Annotated in this window: 14 protein-coding genes and 2 pseudogenes; 6 read left to right on the plus strand and 10 right to left on the minus strand. The window is 41.6% G+C overall.

Features of this window, described 5'->3' with window-relative positions:
- Positions 1-104: 104 nt before the first annotated feature.
- The 6 genes from DW817_RS06765 to DW817_RS06790 all read right to left on the minus strand — a co-directional run bounded on the left by DW817_RS06765 (position 105) and on the right by DW817_RS06790 (position 6,622).
- Positions 105-1,592: a tripartite tricarboxylate transporter permease gene (locus DW817_RS06765; RefSeq protein ID WP_120111703.1), complete on the minus strand. Its 1,488-nt coding sequence runs from the start codon at positions 1,590-1,592 to the stop codon at positions 105-107.
- A gap of 21 nt (positions 1,593-1,613) precedes the next feature.
- On the minus strand, positions 1,614-2,168 hold the full coding sequence (locus DW817_RS06770) for a tripartite tricarboxylate transporter TctB family protein (protein WP_165851876.1): 555 nt from the start codon (positions 2,166-2,168) through the stop codon (positions 1,614-1,616).
- Between the two features lie 39 nt (positions 2,169-2,207).
- Complete coding sequence (locus tag DW817_RS06775; RefSeq protein ID WP_165851877.1) at positions 2,208-3,218, minus strand: tripartite tricarboxylate transporter substrate binding protein; 1,011 nt, start codon at positions 3,216-3,218, stop codon at positions 2,208-2,210.
- A 228-nt stretch (positions 3,219-3,446) separates the two neighbouring features.
- Positions 3,447-3,821, minus strand: coding sequence for a DUF1667 domain-containing protein (locus DW817_RS06780; protein ID WP_120111712.1), 375 nt, complete (start codon positions 3,819-3,821; stop codon positions 3,447-3,449).
- The gene (locus tag DW817_RS06785) at positions 3,814-5,073 is read right to left on the minus strand and encodes an NAD(P)/FAD-dependent oxidoreductase (RefSeq protein ID WP_009014945.1); all 1,260 of its coding nucleotides are present in this window, start codon (positions 5,071-5,073) and stop codon (positions 3,814-3,816) included. Before DW817_RS06785 ends, DW817_RS06780 begins: the two co-directional genes overlap by 8 nt.
- Before the next feature lie 10 nt (positions 5,074-5,083).
- Entirely contained in the window at positions 5,084-6,622 is a 1,539-nt protein-coding gene (locus DW817_RS06790; RefSeq protein WP_009014946.1) for an NAD(P)/FAD-dependent oxidoreductase, read from the minus strand.
- 268 nt (positions 6,623-6,890) lie between these two features.
- Here DW817_RS06790 and DW817_RS06795 point away from each other — a divergent pair, with 268 nt between their 5' ends.
- The gene (locus DW817_RS06795) at positions 6,891-7,700 is read left to right on the plus strand and encodes an AraC family transcriptional regulator (protein WP_120111716.1); all 810 of its coding nucleotides are present in this window, start codon (positions 6,891-6,893) and stop codon (positions 7,698-7,700) included.
- 88 nt (positions 7,701-7,788) lie between these two features.
- On the opposite strand, the gene DW817_RS06800 is transcribed toward DW817_RS06795, so the two are convergent.
- From DW817_RS06800 to DW817_RS06810, 3 genes and pseudogenes are all read right to left on the minus strand, one after another.
- Entirely contained in the window at positions 7,789-9,063 is a 1,275-nt protein-coding gene (locus DW817_RS06800) for a DUF362 domain-containing protein (RefSeq protein ID WP_120111720.1), read from the minus strand.
- A gap of 360 nt (positions 9,064-9,423) precedes the next feature.
- Positions 9,424-9,603, minus strand: a pseudogene (locus tag DW817_RS11065) (ATP-binding protein); the annotation flags it as partial.
- A gap of 499 nt (positions 9,604-10,102) precedes the next feature.
- A complete protein-coding gene (locus tag DW817_RS06810; protein ID WP_120111728.1) occupies positions 10,103-11,026 on the minus strand; it encodes a LysR family transcriptional regulator in 924 nt (307 codons plus the stop codon).
- 166 nt (positions 11,027-11,192) lie between these two features.
- Between DW817_RS06810 and DW817_RS06815 the strand changes: the two genes are divergently transcribed.
- The 5 genes and pseudogenes from DW817_RS06815 (at position 11,193) to DW817_RS06830 (ending at position 16,565) form a co-directional block, all read left to right on the plus strand.
- A complete protein-coding gene (locus tag DW817_RS06815) occupies positions 11,193-12,539 on the plus strand; it encodes an enolase C-terminal domain-like protein (RefSeq protein ID WP_120111732.1) in 1,347 nt (448 codons plus the stop codon).
- 17 nt (positions 12,540-12,556) lie between these two features.
- Positions 12,557-13,042: a TRAP transporter small permease gene (locus tag DW817_RS06820; protein WP_120111736.1), complete on the plus strand. Its 486-nt coding sequence runs from the start codon at positions 12,557-12,559 to the stop codon at positions 13,040-13,042.
- 6 nt (positions 13,043-13,048) lie between these two features.
- Positions 13,049-14,335 (plus strand): annotated as a pseudogene (locus DW817_RS11070) (TRAP transporter large permease); the annotation flags it as partial.
- 135 nt (positions 14,336-14,470) lie between these two features.
- Positions 14,471-15,370 carry a TRAP transporter substrate-binding protein gene (locus tag DW817_RS11075; protein WP_371414504.1) on the plus strand — a complete coding sequence of 300 codons (900 nt, stop codon included), beginning with the start codon at positions 14,471-14,473 and terminating at the stop codon, positions 15,368-15,370.
- A 55-nt stretch (positions 15,371-15,425) separates the two neighbouring features.
- Positions 15,426-16,565, plus strand: coding sequence for a metallo-dependent hydrolase (locus DW817_RS06830; RefSeq protein WP_120111743.1), 1,140 nt, complete (start codon positions 15,426-15,428; stop codon positions 16,563-16,565).
- 129 nt (positions 16,566-16,694) lie between these two features.
- On the opposite strand, the gene DW817_RS06835 is transcribed toward DW817_RS06830, so the two are convergent.
- Complete coding sequence (locus DW817_RS06835; protein WP_120111746.1) at positions 16,695-17,864, minus strand: mandelate racemase/muconate lactonizing enzyme family protein; 1,170 nt, start codon at positions 17,862-17,864, stop codon at positions 16,695-16,697.
- Positions 17,865-17,869: the final 5 nt, after the last annotated feature.

Genomic DNA, 17,869 nt, shown 5'->3' on the forward strand with positions numbered 1-17,869 from the left:
GCACTGTCTTCAGTGCATGTCCTCTCCAGGAGTGCATAGACACTTTAGCACCCAAAAATTTAACAAAGAACACTTTTTAATTAACAAGATTACCTTTAATCAAATCATACCGAACGTTTTTTTAATTGACGCAAGGAAAAGAATAGCGATAACACGGTAGCCACTAAGAATACAACAGCAATTGGATAGTTAAACAAATCAAAAATATTTCCATTTCCAATTTGCAGTCCTCTTCTAAGGTTTTGCTCAAATGTGCCACCTAAAACAAACCCTAAAATAAATGGAGGCAACGGATACTTTAATTTTTCTAATGAATACCCAATAACCCCGAAGAGAACGATAGAAGCAGCATCAAACACCCGATTATCAAGAGCATATGCTCCAACTGAACAAAGTACCACAATAATTGGAAATAAATAATTCTTAGGCACTTTTAATATACGAATAAATAGTCGCATTGCCCCAAAGGACCAGATCAACATGAAAAACGATGATAAAATCATTGCCGTAAAGACACCATAAACGATATCTCCGTGAGCTTCAAAAAGCAATGGTCCTGGCTGAATTCCATGAATCATGAAGCCTCCCAATAGCATAGCGGTTGCCGTATCGCCAGGAATTCCTAGCGTCAGAAGAGGGATCATGGCGCCACCAATTGTTGCATTATTGGCGGTCTCAGAAGCTACAACACCATCAATGATGCCTGTACCAAATCGTTCTGGATGCCTAGATTGGTTTTTGGCAATGGAATAAGAAACAATATTACTCGTTCCTCCACCAATACCCGGCAAAATTCCAATTCCTATACCAATAATTGCAGAACGTATGGCATTCTTGATTTGGCTAAAAAATTCTTGCAAAGAAAATCCAAAACCCTTCATATGAAATTTTGTTGCGACAAAATTTTCGTCTGATTGCATCATTCCTGCAGTTTTCATAACTTCAGAAATTGCATATAGACCTACGAGAACAGAAAGCATTGCAAATCCTGACGTTAGTTCAACACTTCCAAACGTAAATCTCTCAACTCCGTCAATTGGAGCTAATCCAACGGAAGCAAACATCATCCCAATAACTGCAGTAATGATTCCTTTGACAATATTTTTACCCGCTAAACTTGCAATTAAAGTAAGTGAAAACATGGTAACGGTAAAATATTCCCATGCTCCAAATTTAATCGTTATGCTAGCCAGAGGCGGAGCTATAAAAATCATAGCTGCAATTCCAAGGACTGTTCCAATAAATGAGAAAACCACACCTACCCCAAGCGCTTTACCACCCTCACCTTTGAGTGCTAACGGCCGTCCATCAAAACAAGTAGCAATCGAAGAAGGAGTACCTGGCATATTTAATAAAATTGCTGATACTAAGCCTCCTGATATTCCGCCAATATACAAAGCAACCAAGGAAGCTATTCCCATGGTAGTTGGCATTGAAAAGGTCATCGGTAGCATCATTGCAATGGCGATTGTTGCAGTGAGCCCTGGAATTGCGCCAAAAATAATTCCTATGCCCGTACACAAAAAAATTAATACGATGCTAATCGGATCTGATATAACAGCACTGATACCTTGAAGTAACATTTCAAGCATCTTATATTTCCTCCTTTCCTTCTATATTCCAAACGGGCCAACTGGAAGCATTAGAGCTAATAGATTATTAAAAAGATAATAAATAGTAATCGTTACAATAATCGATAGTACTACACACCAAGGAATACTTCTTTTTCGGTCTGTTTTTTTTGTCATAAGTTCTGACTGCATAAAGATATAAAAAATCGTAGATATGATGAATCCCAGGTTTGCTAATCCAACAATATAAAGAATTAAAAATACAACCGTAAGAACTACATCAGTCGTACAGACGTTACCCGTGTCGGATTCATTTTTTTCAGCCTGTTCCAGTTCTTTTTTTATGTTTACTCCGTGAACTTCATCATTTGAACTCGAGGCAACTTCATCTTCTTTTCTTACTCTCAGACTTGCATAACAGTGTAAGCAACTAAGTAAAAAGAGTATCACTGCCAGTGCTCTAGGAACACTGGCAGAAGTCAAAACCGTGACTCCAAATGCATTATAACCTCTAATAGAAAAAGTTCCACAGAAGTAAACGATTGAAAGAACTGCAAAAAAGATCGATGACAGTACTTCTTTTCGTTTATCACTCATAATAACTCCTCTTTGTTTCATAAGCCAAACCAATAAGTTTTATTTAGTTTCTTTTTGAACCTTACCTTGAAGTTTATCTGACAATTTCATAATTTGATCATAAGTTTTGCCCCATGATTTTTCGGAATCGGAAATACTTTCATAGTAAGGTTTTTGCATATACGCTTTATCGATTTCATTTGCATAACTTTTATCATTTTGAACAATATCTTTTACCGCTGCTGATAATGTTTCCGCAATTTTCGGGTTAGTCCCTTTCGGGAAGAAGAAGGTATAAGGATAGACATAAGCACAATCGACGCCAGACTCCTTTAGAGTAGGAACGTCAGGAAGGACTGCACTTCTTTGGGGTGCACATGCCGCCAACACTTTAAATTTTCCTGTTTTTAAATAATCTTTAACACCAGCATATGAAGCGGGAATAACATCAACATGGCCGCCCAGCAAAGCAACAATACGGTCAGAAGAGCCACCTGAGTCTATAACATTTAATTTTGCGCCTGCATTTTGTAAAGAAATTGCGACATAATGGGAGGATGTGCCAGTATTTGCGGCAATTTTATATTGATTTGGATTCTTCTTACTATCTTCGATTAATTCTTTAATAGAGTTCCAAGGAGAATCTCCTCTAACCAAAACCACATCCGTATCTTGGCGAGCAAAGACACCACCCATCACCATATCTTTATAACTAAAATCAATGACATTGGAAGCTCTCGACAGAATAAAGGAAACATGGTTTACCAAAATTGTATTTCCATCAGGCGCAGCATTTTTAACTCTATTGTTGGCAATCGATCCCCCACCGCCGACAACATTTGTCACTGTAAACGGTTTTCCCAATTTCTTTTCCAAATATTTTGCCATAACCCGAGCATTGAAGTCAGTATCTCCACCTGCTGAATACGGAACAATAATCTGGACAGGTTTAGTAGGCCATTTTACGTTTTGATTATTATATGCTTGTTGTCCGCCTTTACTTCCACAACCTAAACTACCCATTGCAATCGCACTTAAAGCAAGGACTGTTGCCAGGAACTTCGTTTTCATCCAAAATACCTCCCTTTTACAATAAGTATTACTATAACAGCACTTCAAATGGAAAAGTATGACGCCCTTCAATCGCCAAAAATTGATCTCGAACATTTTCTAATTACCAAAAGTCGTTGACTGACTTTTAATGAAATTACCACCGATTTGAATTACCACATACACTGTGCCAGCTCCAAAAAATACAATTTCGCTGTATTTTTTCAGAAAATCACAATATTTATATTTCTACTTCTTTTCCACCCGCTTAGTTGCAATCACGTCAATGCCAAGACCCAGTACATCTGGAATAAGCACACTTCCTTCTTCGACAGGAGCCTTCACCACCGTCTTCCGGATTTCTTTCATCACGGGGAAAATCATGTTTTTAGGAATCACGCCTTTAGTTCTTACACTCACGAGCGGCAATTCTCCACCTTCAACAAGGACAGAGCTAGCAATACTGCGTTTGGGGGCAATGAGCTCCTGCCGAGCATAGGTTTCCCCCCGCTTACATAGCGCCCCCTCAACGGAAAGGACCTCAATGGTTTCTGCGCTTTTTTCATAGGCGATATGCAGGTCACAGCCATTGGGGCAGACAATACAGGTTAACTCCTTATTCATCAACGCTCACCTCCAAGGACGCTGTTCCAATAATCTGGTTACTCTTAATGGGCAGTTCAATCATATTTGCCGGCAGGGCATTTTTTACAAGCTTTTGGGCAACAACATGATTCCCTTGGCGAACCGTAATTTTGGCATTTTTCTGAGGGCCCCGTACACGAAGGGAAAGGGTTACATCTTCTTTTCCTGTAAGCTTTTGAGGAACCGTGTGTCCCACATTACGGCCCGTTTTAACGTCAATGACAGCCTCATAGCGGCTTCCTTCCAGGTAGCGCTTGATTCCCCGGGCCATAGCTTCTGCTTCCAGGGAGACAAAATCAACCAAGTCATGAACATGTAGGACGTTGCCTGCGGCAAAGATTCCCGGTACGGTCGTTTCAAAGTATTCATCGACAATGGCCCCACTCGTAGCCGGGGTAAGAACAGCGCCTGCACCCAAGGTCAGTTCATTTTCCGGGATCAATCCAACAGAAAGGACAAGGGTGTCACAAGGGATTTCCTCTTCTGTTCCTTCAATCACTTGAAGCTTTTTATCCACTTTGGATACGACAACGCTCGTCACACGGTCCGTTCCCTTGATATCTGATACGGTGTATCCCAAGTGCAGGGGAATGTCATAATCGTGGAGACACTGCTCAATATTGCGGGGAAGGCCGCTCGGGATAGGGTTGATCTCGTAGACGCCGATGACATGCGCTCCTTCAAGGGTAAGGCGGCGAGCCATGATAAGGCCAATATCCCCGGACCCTAGGATCACCACTTCTTTGCCAGGCATCCGGTTTTGAAGATTGATATAGGCCTGGGCCACGCCTGCCGTAATGACACCAGCCGGGCGGGTTCCCGGAATAGCAAGGGCTCCTCTTGTCCGTTCCCGGCAGCCCATAGTGAGGACAACCGCTTTTGCTTTAGCAATGATCATGCCCGATTCATGGGCTGCCTGCACCTCATGATCAGGTGTCACGTTAATGACCGTCGTATCCGTCACATAAGGGATCTTCCGTTTTTCCACTTCCTTGATAAAACGGGCTGCATATTCAGGACCGCTTAACGATTCTCCAAACCGTGTGAGGCCAAATCCATCATGGATACACTGTTTGAGTATGCCGCCCAAGGCATGTTCCCTTTCAAGGATCAAAAGATCCGTAATTCCTTCATCATAGAGCTGGACCGCCGCTGCAAGACCAGCTGGGCCGCCGCCGACAATGACGACATCCGTATGCAGCACCTTAGCTTTTTCCGCTTTCATTTCCATCTGCTCCCTCTCATTTCCCGGCTTCATTCCGAACTGTTCCTGTAAAGATCCAGCCGCCTTCACGCTGGTAACGAAGATCTTCCGGAGAAAGCCCCAGTTCCTTTTCGATGAGTTCCGTAATCCGCGTCTGGCAATAACCGCCCTGGCATCTTCCCATCATGGATCGGGTCCGGTTCTTGATTCCCGTCACTGTATGGACTCCCAAAGGATTATGAAGAGCCGCCAAGACCTCAGCCTTGGTCACGTTTTCACAGCGGCAAAAGATCTGTCCATAGTTTGGATCTTCTCTGATCGCTTCCACCCGTTCTTCCAAGGTCATTTCAGCAAAACGCGGAATCGGTTTGCGGATTGGATCGAAAGCCGCTTTTTTCTTAATGCGGGTTCCTTCATTTTCTTCCGTACCAAGGAGAATGGCTGCCACGCGGCGAGCCAGCGGTGTTGCCGCCGTGACACCAGGAGACTCGATTCCTACAAGGCTGATGGTATGGGGGATCCCTGCATTTGTATCAATCCGGAAATCCAGAGCTTCCTTTGTTGTCGGATTACAGTTGCGCCACCGGATTCCCACAAAATTACGGATGAAATAAGGGCGCGCCATCTTGGGGAACATCTTTTTTCCATCAGTAAAAAGTTTATCCAAACTCTGCTTCTGGTTTGCATAATCCTCGGGGCCTTCCGTATCATACCAATCAGGTCCTACGAGAATATTGCCATCCACCGTAGGCGTTGCGTGCGTCACGAATCCCCCTTGGTCATTTGGAGCTGGATAGACAGGGATCTTGAGAAACTGGCCGGCCTTTTTATCAAGGACGTAATACTCTCCTTTGCATCCATACTGAGGAACATGCGGATAGCCCATCATTTGGCCGATCTTGTTGGCATAGGCACCGGCGCTGTTAATGACCCATCTTGCAAGGAAAATGGCCCGTTCTGTCGTTACCTCATACAAGTCTTCTTTCCCTGATATGGAAGGATTTCGCTTGATAAGAAGAGCCATGTCGGGTGTATCCTTAGCAATCTGCTTAATGCCCGTGACACGGGATCCGAAGTAGAAATGAACGCCATTATGGCAGGCATTTTCAGCAAGTCCAATGGTGTACTGGAATGGATCCAAGATTCCGGAACTAGGAACATACATGGCAAAATTGCCGCCTGCGTTAGGTTCAATGCGATGCATTTCGTCAGCATCGACCATACGCATACCTTTGACGCCGTTTGCTTCCCCGTTGGCCTTAAAGCGCAGGATATTTTGGCGGTCATGTTCGGTAAATCCAACAACCAATTTTCCCGTTCTCTTAAAAGGCACACCCAGTTCGGAAGCCACTTTATCGAATTCCTGATTGCCTTCTACGGAACACTGGGCCCGCAGCGTCCCCAGTTTATACGTAAACCCACCGTGAAGCATGCCCGTGTTGCGGCTGGAGTTTCCTGTCGCCACATCCAGTTCCTTTTCAAGAACGGCTGTTTTTAGTTCATATCGGGATAGTTCCCTTGCAATGGCGCTTCCTACGACCCCTGCGCCAATGACAATGACATCGTATTGTTCCATAATTAAAATTCCCTCCTCCTGAGTACACATCCAATCAGGACTAATAAACATAAACAAGGTTCCATTCACATTGCTTAGAAATAAACTCAAACTAAGAAATCACCTTTTATTTCCTGATTATTCTGTATTTTTTAAGTTCCATATCTACATCTTAATTCTAAAATAAATCCTTCAATGAATCAATTTGCATTGAAAATGATGGCTAATTTTGTTAATATTCCTATTAAAATAAAGAAGAAATGCAAATTTACGAAGGTGAAAATATCTCATGGCTGCATTCCCCTATTATGCATATTATGGCACGAAAATCATCTATACTGTTCCCCAGCTTCATGATGAAATGGAAATCTATATCAGCATGAACCACAATGGGAACTTCCTAGTTCAGGACACACGCTATCCCCTTGAAACAGGAAGTCTTGTCCTCATTCACCCTTTTGAAATCCATTATGTTTTCAGTTCAATCAAAGACCATACAGAACGCTATGATTTGCGTTTTCCCATCAAGATTCTCGAAAGACTTTCCACCCTGCAGTCAAATCTGCTAAACGTTTTCAAAACAGCGCCTCGCCACATTGTTCTTTCCCGTCCGGACCTCATGAAACTATGTGGAATGATGGAAGAACTCATTGCACCCGTAGGCAGTGCCTTTGGTGAAGATATCCAGAAGACAATTTTGCTCGAAAATTTTCTTCTTACCCTTGCCTCCATCCTGCGTCATCATCATGAAGAAAAATCGGCCTTACAGGATCTGCCTGATCATACGGTGATAGATACCATCACCTATATTTCGGCTCATTACCTGGAGTCCATCCATCTTGACGATATCGCCGCCCACCTTTATGTCAGCAAATCCCGTCTCTGCAAGTTTTTCAAGGATCATACGGGGATTTCCATTGGCGACTATATGACAATGCTCCGTCTGCAAAAAGCTTGTGTCCTCTTGAAAGAAAATACCATGATGGTACGTGATGTAGCAGCTGCGGTAGGATTTAAGAGCTATCCGCATTTCATTCGAACCTTTACCAATAAAATTGGAATGTCACCGAAAAAATTTGTACGCGAATCAAAAAAGTAACAACAAAAAAGATGGAAGCAACAGCACTTCACATACTGTTGTTTCCATCTTTTTGTTATCCAATACTTTCGTGTAAAGTGCCCTCTTATTATTTCCAAAAATGTTTGAGGGCACCATTACCTTCAAAAGGAACAGGGAAATAATCCCCTACCAAGGATCCTCGCTCTGGTTCAAGTTCTTTTGCAAGGGCTTTTGATACCCAGATTCGTTCGAGGTTCCCTGTATTGCGGATAATCGCCATGCGGAGATCTTCCGGGGCAATTCTTCCTGCGGCCTTGATACAGGCTTTAAAAACAAGTTCGTCCGTTTCCATCGTCGGCGGAATCATAGCCGTAAAGGGCTTCATTCCCGTCAAAGCATTAATGACCGTCATGGATTCATCAAGTTCATCCCGAACGCGCCGGGAAATAAAGTTTCCCATACCGATTCCATTGCCATTGCCTTCAGATTGAGGCGTAATGGAGAGAATCCCCAGCTCCGTCACATCAGGTCCAACATTGGGCCGATTATTGATGGGTCTTCCCACAATTGCAGGGTCCATCCCGGTCCCTGATATATTTTTTCCTAGCTCACAGCAAATCAGCACGTCCATCGCGTCAAAGGGAATGCGCGGGACCATTTTCTTGGCCCGTTCCAGGATTTTGGGTTCTTCTGTTGGGATTTCTTCTTTTCTGAGAGCATAGACATCAGCGAGTTCATCATAACCATTTTCTATGACCGCAATCCCGCCAACGACTTTAGCGGTTTTAAGAGCCAGAAGCCCAACCCTTGCCATGTTATCGTTCAGATAATCCGTACCAAGGCTGTGGGTCATCGCTGCTCCTTTGTGTTTAGCCAGTCCAATAGCCATCATCTTGACAAGACCACTCTGATAGGCACCATAAATGGATGTATGAGTCTTTACCCGATTGAGCAGCAGGATGCCATCTGCCTCCGATGCAATCCGGTCCAAATAAACAGGAAGTCCCAGTTCCGTTCGGGCAATCTCAACGACATCCATACTTGAATAGATTGGAGCACCCACGGTCTCTTCCGTAATGCCAAGATGCTTTAAGACCTCAACCTGACCTTCTGCAGTGGCCCCGCCATGGCTTCCCATGGCAGGAACGATAAAGGGGACAGCCCCACATGCCTTGATATAACGGACCGCAGCCCTCATCACGGCAGGATAATCCGCAATACCGCGACTTCCGCCTGTAATAGCGATTCGCATGCCTGGCCGTATGGGGAGTTTTTTCTCTTGAAGGCGCGCCAAAAGGACCTCTTCTGCCTTAGGCAGACGAGTTTTATCAAATTTCGTTTTGATTTCAATAACAGGAGGAATCCTGTATTCATCAAGCATTTTCTTTAGCGCATCCATCATATCATGACACCTCCCAAGCATTCCTTCCCCTCAAAGTATAACATAAAGAGATGACAGAATATTCTTGTATCATTCAGATTTTCTGATGAATCTTCCCTAGATTTTAAAGGAGACCAGAGAGAAATGAAATCGTATTTCTACATGGTCTCCTTAATTGCTAAAGCATATATAAATATAGTTATTGCATCTATCATTTGCAGATTCTGCTTAAACAGCATGAAATACATTCACGCCGTTTTCGCTCTTTAATTTTGTCTAGTCTTTCCTCATATCTCTGCCGTTGCAAACCAAACGGTTTGCATAAGATGTCAAACGACTGAAGCATGCATCTGCATAAGTGCTATCCTTGAATAGATTCCATCATTGAGCTACAGAAAGCTGTGAAATCAGCATTATAGACTTTCGGCAGTCCCGAGCTTCAATAATTTCAAAGAAGGTGCGGCACTGTTCCAGATTTAGATTCATTAAACAAATGTCATCTATCACCAGCAAATCATAGGCGGTCATGGTTTTGCGATCATCATATTCCCGTCCGTCCTGCTTTTCTTTTTTTCATATTCCAGTCACAAATTATTGGTGCGAATATACCTAACTATCCGCAACTGGCGTAATGCAGTTATACAGAGAGCGTTGACAAGGCAGTTTTTTCCAGCACTAAAACTGCCTGTAATGGGCAGTTTTTTTCTGATCTATCCATGAGCACCTCTGTAGCAGTTCAATGGTAATTTTTCATCTTGTAAGCTATTTTCTCACTTTCATAATATGATATAAAAACAGCTGGAAGGTACTTGAACCGATCTGGTATCAATTAGCAATCATTTCGCAGCTGGATTTGTTTTGCATATTGTTTTGACGCCGATTATTATATTGTAGTCTTAGATGACATAGTGTCTCCTTTCGTAATTTGCGACTACAAAAGTTACTATACCACTAAAAAATATATGCCGTTTTAGTGAAAAACACATGCCGTTTAAAACGTAAAATGCATTCCGTTTGAGCAGAATTTCCAATCTATCATTTTTATAACTGTTTTGAGACTCTACTTATGCAACATTTTCTTTACATCTTGATTTTCAAAGTATGAAAAAATTAATGACTTTAAATATTCTTCAGTATCGTGAGTATTCCAATTCTTCCTTTCCATGTAAATAAAGTAACGCGTTGCTTTCGGTTCAAAGGAATAATATCTGATTCCCCCCATAAATTCCCTGCAAGAACTACCAAGGAAAGTTATGCCTATACCCATAGCAACCATTGCCCTCATTGTTTGAATGCTATTTGTCTCAAACATCGTCTTGGGCACAAAATTATACTCATCAAAAATTGAATCAATACGCTGTCTTAGAGTTGAACCTTTTTTGCTGAGCAAAAAATTATCATTACCCATATTTTGAAAAATAACTTTCCATGGAACATTCTCTTTATTCCAGAATTTTGTAAAGGGATGTTTATCAGGTACCGCTAGTAATATCTCTTCCTCACCTAACACACGGATTGCACTATCTGTAAGAGTATTCTTATCTGCAATTGCCATAACTGCACAGTCAATGCTCTCCTCTTTAATCATAGTCAATAATGTGCCAATATTTCCTTCAGTAATTTCTATAGTTGCTTCTGGATATTGTTCTTTAAAAACTGGGATAACTTTGGTTAACATACGCAATCCTAGTAGACTTGTAATACCCAAATTAATATGACTTCTATTATGCACTGACTTAATCTGCTGATATAAGTTGTCTTTAATTCTTATAATCTTCTTCGCAGCATCAACATATAACTTTCCAGCAGGGGTCAAAACAAGACAACTATGAGTTCGTTCAAATAAAGGGACCCCCAGTTCCTGCTCTAATTTTGCAAGATATTGACTCAGAGAAGACTGTGACACGTATAGTTCATCAGCAGCCTTCGTCATATTTCCCTTTTGTGCAATTGTAATAAAATACTTTAAGTGTCTTGTATCCATAACCCCTCTCCTCAAAGAAATACATATATCTATTAAGTTCAAGAATTATATTGATTAGTAATAATGATTTTATGAATCATTATTACATATTGGCCTAAAAATTTCAAATTCTATAATATAGAAGTGTAGTAATTCGGAAAATTCTATTTATTGGAGGTATACATCTATGATTGCTTCACCCACAATAACCGAAATGAAAGTCATTCCTGTTGCAGGATATGACAGCATGGAAATGACGCTAAGCGGTGCCCATGCTCCATTTTTCACCCGCAATATCGTCATTTTAAAAGACTCTGCCAACCATACCGGGATTGGAGAAATTCATGGTGGTGAATATACCAAGGAATGCTTGGAAAGCTATATTCCCCTTGTTGTTGGGGAAGAAATCGGGAAGTACAGATCCATTCTCGGCCGTATCCATCGCGGAGGCAAAAAGGCATCCGAAGATGATGGAGAGGGCATCCAGACTCTTGATATTTCCAAGCTAAAATTTGTTGTCCGTGCTGAGTGGGCCCTTGAATGCGCCCTCCTCGACCTGCTGGGGCAGCACTTGGGCGTTCCCATGTGTGAACTTCTTGCAGAAGGTAAGCAGCGTGACAAGGTCGAAATGCTGGGCTATCTTTTCTACGTGTCAGACAAAAACAAAACGGATCTCCCCTATCTTGATGAATCAAAGAGTACTGATCCATGGTTCCGTTATCGTCGTGAAGAAATCCTGACCCATGACCGAATTGTGGAAGAGGCTCAGATTCTCCAAGAAAAATATGGATTCAAGGCTTTCAAACTAAAGGGCGGCGTCCTTGATGGTGCCTACGAAATGGATACGTGCCGAGCTCTTAAGAAAGCCTTCCCTGATGCAAGAATCAACATCGATCCCAATGGTTGCTGGAGCCTTGAAGAAGCCATTGCACTTTGCAAGCCAATGGAAAATGTGCTGAGCTATATTGAAGACCCGACAGGACCGCAAGCAGGTTTTTCTAGCCGTGAAGTGATGGCCGAATTCAAAAATGCCGTCCATCTTCCGGTTGCCACCAATATGATTGCTACGAATTGGCGACAGTTCTACCATGCAGCAGCCTTAAAAGCAGTCGATATCGTCCTTGCCGATCCGCATTTCTGGGGAATGGAAGGCAGTCTGCGCATGGCAGCCCTGCTCAAGGACTGGGGGCTTACTTGGGGAAGCCATTCCAACAATCATTTCGATATTACACTTGCAACCTTTGCCCAAGTTGGTGCGGCAGCTCCGGGAAATCCAACGGCTCTCGATACGCATTGGATCTGGCAGGATGGTCAGAATCTCCTTAAAGATACACCACAGATCAAAGATGGCTATCTTGAAGTTCCTGATAAACCAGGTCTTGGTGTTACACTCGATATGGATAAGGTTATGAAGGCCAATAAACTCTACAACGCCATGCCCAGTCATGACCGCAATGATGCTATGGCCATGCAGTATCTCATTCCGAATTGGAAATATGACTGCAATAAGCCAGCGTTATTACATCTGTACTAAGAAAGGATGATGTTAGTATGAAAATTTTACAAAAGCTTGACAAAAATTTTGAATACATTGTACTGGCATTAATGTTGAGTACAATGTGTTTGCTGTCCTTTGCAAACGTAATTTCAAGATATGTTTTCAACCAAGCACTAACATGGTCTGATGAAGTTTGTTGTTATCTATTAGCGATTTCAGCTTTTTTCTGTCTTCCGTGTGCTATACGAAATAATTCAACTCTTAAAGTAGATACTTTTACTAATATTTTCCCAATCCGAATTCGCAAAATCCTCGATATTGTATGTAATCTGATAATGATCTCTATCCTTGGATTCTTATTTTATGGGACACTTAATCTTGTTGATAAGGCGACCTTAATCCATCAAGCAAGCCCAGCATTGGGCATTCCGGTTGCATTTTTATATAAAATAATGGCGTTTGGTATCGCTTTGGGCGTGTTCCGCTATCTTCAAAAAATTTATTGGCAATTCACAAAAGAAGAACAGAAAGGTGAGTGACGAATTATGTCGATGGCACTATTTTTTATATTATTGATATTATTTTTAGCAATTTCATTACCAATTGGCGGAACGTTTACTCTTCTTTCAGTTATTCCTAGTCTACTCAATCAAAATTTTTCATTTGGAGTAAGCGACGTTGCAAGAGCGATGTTTGCCGGATTAAATAGTTTTACTTTACTCGCTGTACCAATGTTTATGGTCTCGGGAATGATTATGGTAAAAGGTGGAATATCACAAAAGTTATTTAACTTCTTTGGTTATTTTATCGGGAATAAGACAGCTGGGTTCCCCTGTGCGGTTGTTGTTACCTGTATGTTCTACGCTGCGATTTCCGGTTCTTCTCCGGCTACTGTTTCTGCAGTGGGTGCAATGACAATTCCATTCCTTGTTTCTATGGGATATGATAAAATATTCGCCACCTCAATTGTAACCGTCGCCGGTGGCCTTGGTGTAATTATTCCGCCGTCCATATCCTACATCGTTTACGCTTCTGCTGCAAATTGTTCTCCATCGAAACTTTTTATTGCAGGAATTATCCCTGGCATCTTAATTGGCGTTGCTCTTATGATTTATTGCTATATCTATTGTAAAAAGCATGGTGAAGACAAAACTAAACTAAAAGAAAGCTATACAAAATTGCACGAAATTGGTCTCCCCAAGCTTTTCAAAGACAGTTTTTTTGCACTGCTCACACCATTTATTATTTTAGGAACAATTTATTCGGGGATTTGCAGTCCTACCGAAGCAGCAGTAATCAGTGTATTTTACGGTCTCTTTGTTTGCCTTTTTGTATACAAATCTATTAAATTTGGAGATATTGCACCCGTAGTTGTTGAAGGAACCAAAACTTATGTAAATATCCTTTTTGTTATTGCAGCTGCTACAGCATTTGCAAAAATTCTGACTCTACTTAGATATCCTCAAATTATCAGTCAAAGCGTTCTTACACTATCGGATAACAGATATGTTGTTCTACTTATCATGAATATTGTCATGTTAGTATGCGGTATGTTCATCGACAACATTCCAAATATCATGATTCTAACACCGATTATGGTTCCAGTAGCAACAGCAATCGGTGTTGACCCTATCCATTTTGGTATTATCATGACTTGTAACCTCGCCATCGGTATGATTACCCCACCCATGGGAATTAACCTCTTTGTAGCCTCAGGCATGACTAAAATTCCTGTTTTAAGACTTGCGCGTGCTGTTGTTCCCTTCCTCGTTACGTTCTTGATTTCCTTAGGGTTTATTACCAATATTCCTGGCATCTCCATGGGCCTTGTTAGTGCTCTCTCAAAAGAAACGACAAAAACTGTGGCTACTACCCCTACACTTGAAGCAGATGCCGATCTTTATGGTGCAAACATTAAACCACTTAATCCAAATGCTCTTTCCACAGAGTATCATTGGAGAGCCGCCATGACTGTAGCTGATTCTTCCATCAATTATAAAATGTTGGCTGAGTTTGCACATCTTATGGATATTAAATCCGGCGGACGTATAAAGATTGACTTGTATCCAAATGGTCAATTGGGGAACGAATTTACGGAAGCTGTTCTTAGTGGCTCTATTGAAATTGGAACTGGTATGACAACTAATCTAGTGGATTATATACCGCAATATGCTATCTTTGATATCCCTAACCTTTTCGATGATGTCACTCAAATGAGAACAGTTCTTTCCGGCGATTTTTCGAAAGTCTTAAATCATTATTGTAATGCTGGCGGTATCCAAATGCTTGGTTATTCTGATGCCGGATTCAGACAACTAACCACTAACAAGGAGGTCCATACTCTTTCCGATTTGCAAGGACAAAAAATCCGTGTAATGACAGATAAATATCATATTGCTTACTGGAACGCTCTGGGTGCAGCAGCCACTCCGATGCAATTTACAGAAGTATTTATGGGTCTTCAACAAGGTACCATCGATGGGGAAGAAAATCCCTACATGAATATTGTTGGAAACAACATGCAAGAGGTTCAAAAATATATTGTTGAAACAAACCATATTGGGCATGTTATAATTTTCTTCATGAATTATGATTTGTACAATTCTCTTCCAAGTGATGTAAGACGTCTGGTAGATGAATGCGCTGCAGCAGCTACTGCCTATGGAAATGCAAAAGCTGATGCCAGCATCAAACAATACAAGCAGACCTGTATCGATGCCGGAGCTCAGATTATCACTTTAGAGCCTTCTGTAATTGATGAAATCCGTAAAAAAGGTATCATTGTTCAGGAAATGGTTAGGAGTGATTTAGGAGACGAAATTGTTGATCAGCTCATGGATGCAATAAATAAAACAAGAGCAAAATAACAACCATTAAAAGCCTTGGTGATAATCACCAAGGCTTTTAGAAAGGATAATTAAAATGAATTTTATTATAAAAAATGGATCTTATCTCAATCCAGAAACAGGAGACTGGACTTTCTCAAACCTTACTATCATAAACGGGAAAATTTCAGAAACGCAATCTGATATCGGTTTAAAAAACTGTAAAGTCATAGATGCGACTAATTGCATAATAACACCTGGATTAATCGACTACCATACCCATTATTATGAAGGTGGGTCTTCTAGTGGTATCAATGCAAATGCATCTTCTTTCTGCACAGGAATTACAACCGCTGTTGATGGAGGTACTGCTGGAGCCGGTAATTACGAGCTTTTCTATAAAACTATTATCTCCATATCCGACGTCCGAATTCTTAGTTGTCTGCTCGTCGCCTCCGGTGGTCAATCCAATGACCGATATCCAGAGAATCTAGACCCCAAATATTTTGATGAAGAAAAGATTACGTCACTATTCGAGAAGTATGGTCATAACCTTGTTGGACTGAAAACAAGACTGTCAAAAAATATTCTCTCTGCAAAAATGGCTCGTATTTCCTTAAAAAAGACCATTGAAATTGCGGATCGCATTGGTACCCGTGTTGTGGTTCACGTCACCGATTCTCCCATTCCCCTTGACGAACTTGCATCGTATCTCCGTCCTGGCGATGTCATCTGCCATATTTTCCACGGAAAAGGTAAACATACCTGTCTAGACAAAGATGGCCATGTTCTCAAAGGCTTATGGGAAGCACGCCGGCGCGGCGTCCTCTTCGATGCCTGTAATGGAAGAAGCAATTTCGATCTCGTCGTGGCTCAAAAAGCAATCCAAGAAGGATTTGTGCCAGACATCATCAGTTCCGATAACAATGCATCCAGTTGGTTTCTTCAACCCCTTCATTCCCTTCCCCGCATTCTCTCAAAATATGTAGATTTCGGGATGAGTTTAGAAAGTGTGCTCTTAACAGCAACAAAGAAACCGGCGCATCTCATTGGCCATCCTGAATTAGGAACGCTGAAGGTCGGTACGCCTGCAGATCTTGTAATTTTTAAAGATAAAAGAAAACAAGTCCCCTATGAAGATTGCAATGGTCATACTTTCACCGGCCATCATATTCTCGTACCTCAAATGACATTTAAAGACGGGCGCTGCGTTTATTGTCAGGCAGATTTTCAGTAATAGTAATTTCAATAGCATTTGTTCTTTACGGTTATACAGTGGCATACATAATTATATATCATCGCATAAGTTTATTTCATAAGCTTAAAAGACTATGTGGAGAAATCATCTCCCACATAGTCTTTTTTATTACCGAACTACAAAACTATCAACCGCATCCCAATTAAGTTCAATTCCCAACCCAGGATCATCAGGAACTTTAAAATTCATTGCATGATCCGTCTCAAAATTAGTTTTAAGCAGTTTCTCTTTCAGAGGATTTGGATTTTCTTCCGATTCCATAGCAATAGTATTGCCCATTGCTGATGCGACCTGTAAACTAGCGGCAAATAAGACAGCTGAACCGAAGCAATGGAGAGAAATCGACTTTCCTGCCGCTTGAGCGGCATTTCCAATTTTTTTCACTTCTGAAATACCGCCAGCCCATCCAACGTCAGGCTGAACAATATCCAAGCAATCAGACTCAATCATATGAGAAAAATAAGGAAGACCTTGCTGCGTTTCACATCCCGCAACCAGCAATTTGGGGATGCTCTGTTTTATGTGCTGATACCCATGAATGTCCTCAAAAGGAATGGGTTCTTCGATTACAGATACACCCATATCAAGAAGTTCTGGACCCATCTGGACTGTCTTAGAAGCGCTCCAGGAAGCATTGGTATCTACAATAAGTTTGCCCTTTCCTAAGAGACTTTTAGCCAGTTTTATGCGATTCCAATCTTCCTCGATAGTAACCATTCCCCGCTGATTTGCCATATATTGCAAGGGAGCCCCAGTTCTATCAAGAGTTCTGCCAATCTTGATTTTTGCATCTCGGTACCCCTTTTTTAGATACCCTGCTATTTCTTTACCTAGATCTTCAATTGTCTTTTCAGGAGCATAAAACCCACCGCTGGCATATGTGGGAATGCAATCAAACTGTTTTCCCAGGAGTTTGGATATTGGCATATTGGAAGCCTTTCCCAATAAGTCCCACAGGGCAGTATCAATACCAGAAATAACACCCATGGTCAAGCTGCGGCGTCCACTAGCAATCGTTCTCCAATACATGGTCTGCCAAAGCCGTTCGATATCAGATGCTTCTTCGCCCAACAAAATTGGTATCATTTGTTGTTCTAGAATAGCTTGCATTGCATCTAATGGAGCTCCATAAGTAAACGCTTCTCCGATTCCAACTAGGCCATTATCCGTTTCTATTTTGATTAAAAAAGCCTGCCGTGCAGTAGAAGTTCCGAGGGCATCACTGATTTCGGCACAAGGGCAACGCAATTTAATTCCTTTAACCGACGCAATTTTCATAATGA

Origin of the sequence: Acidaminococcus sp. AM33-14BH, assembly GCF_003603525.1 — a bacterium.
Lineage (GTDB): Bacteria > Bacillota > Negativicutes > Acidaminococcales > Acidaminococcaceae > Acidaminococcus > Acidaminococcus intestini.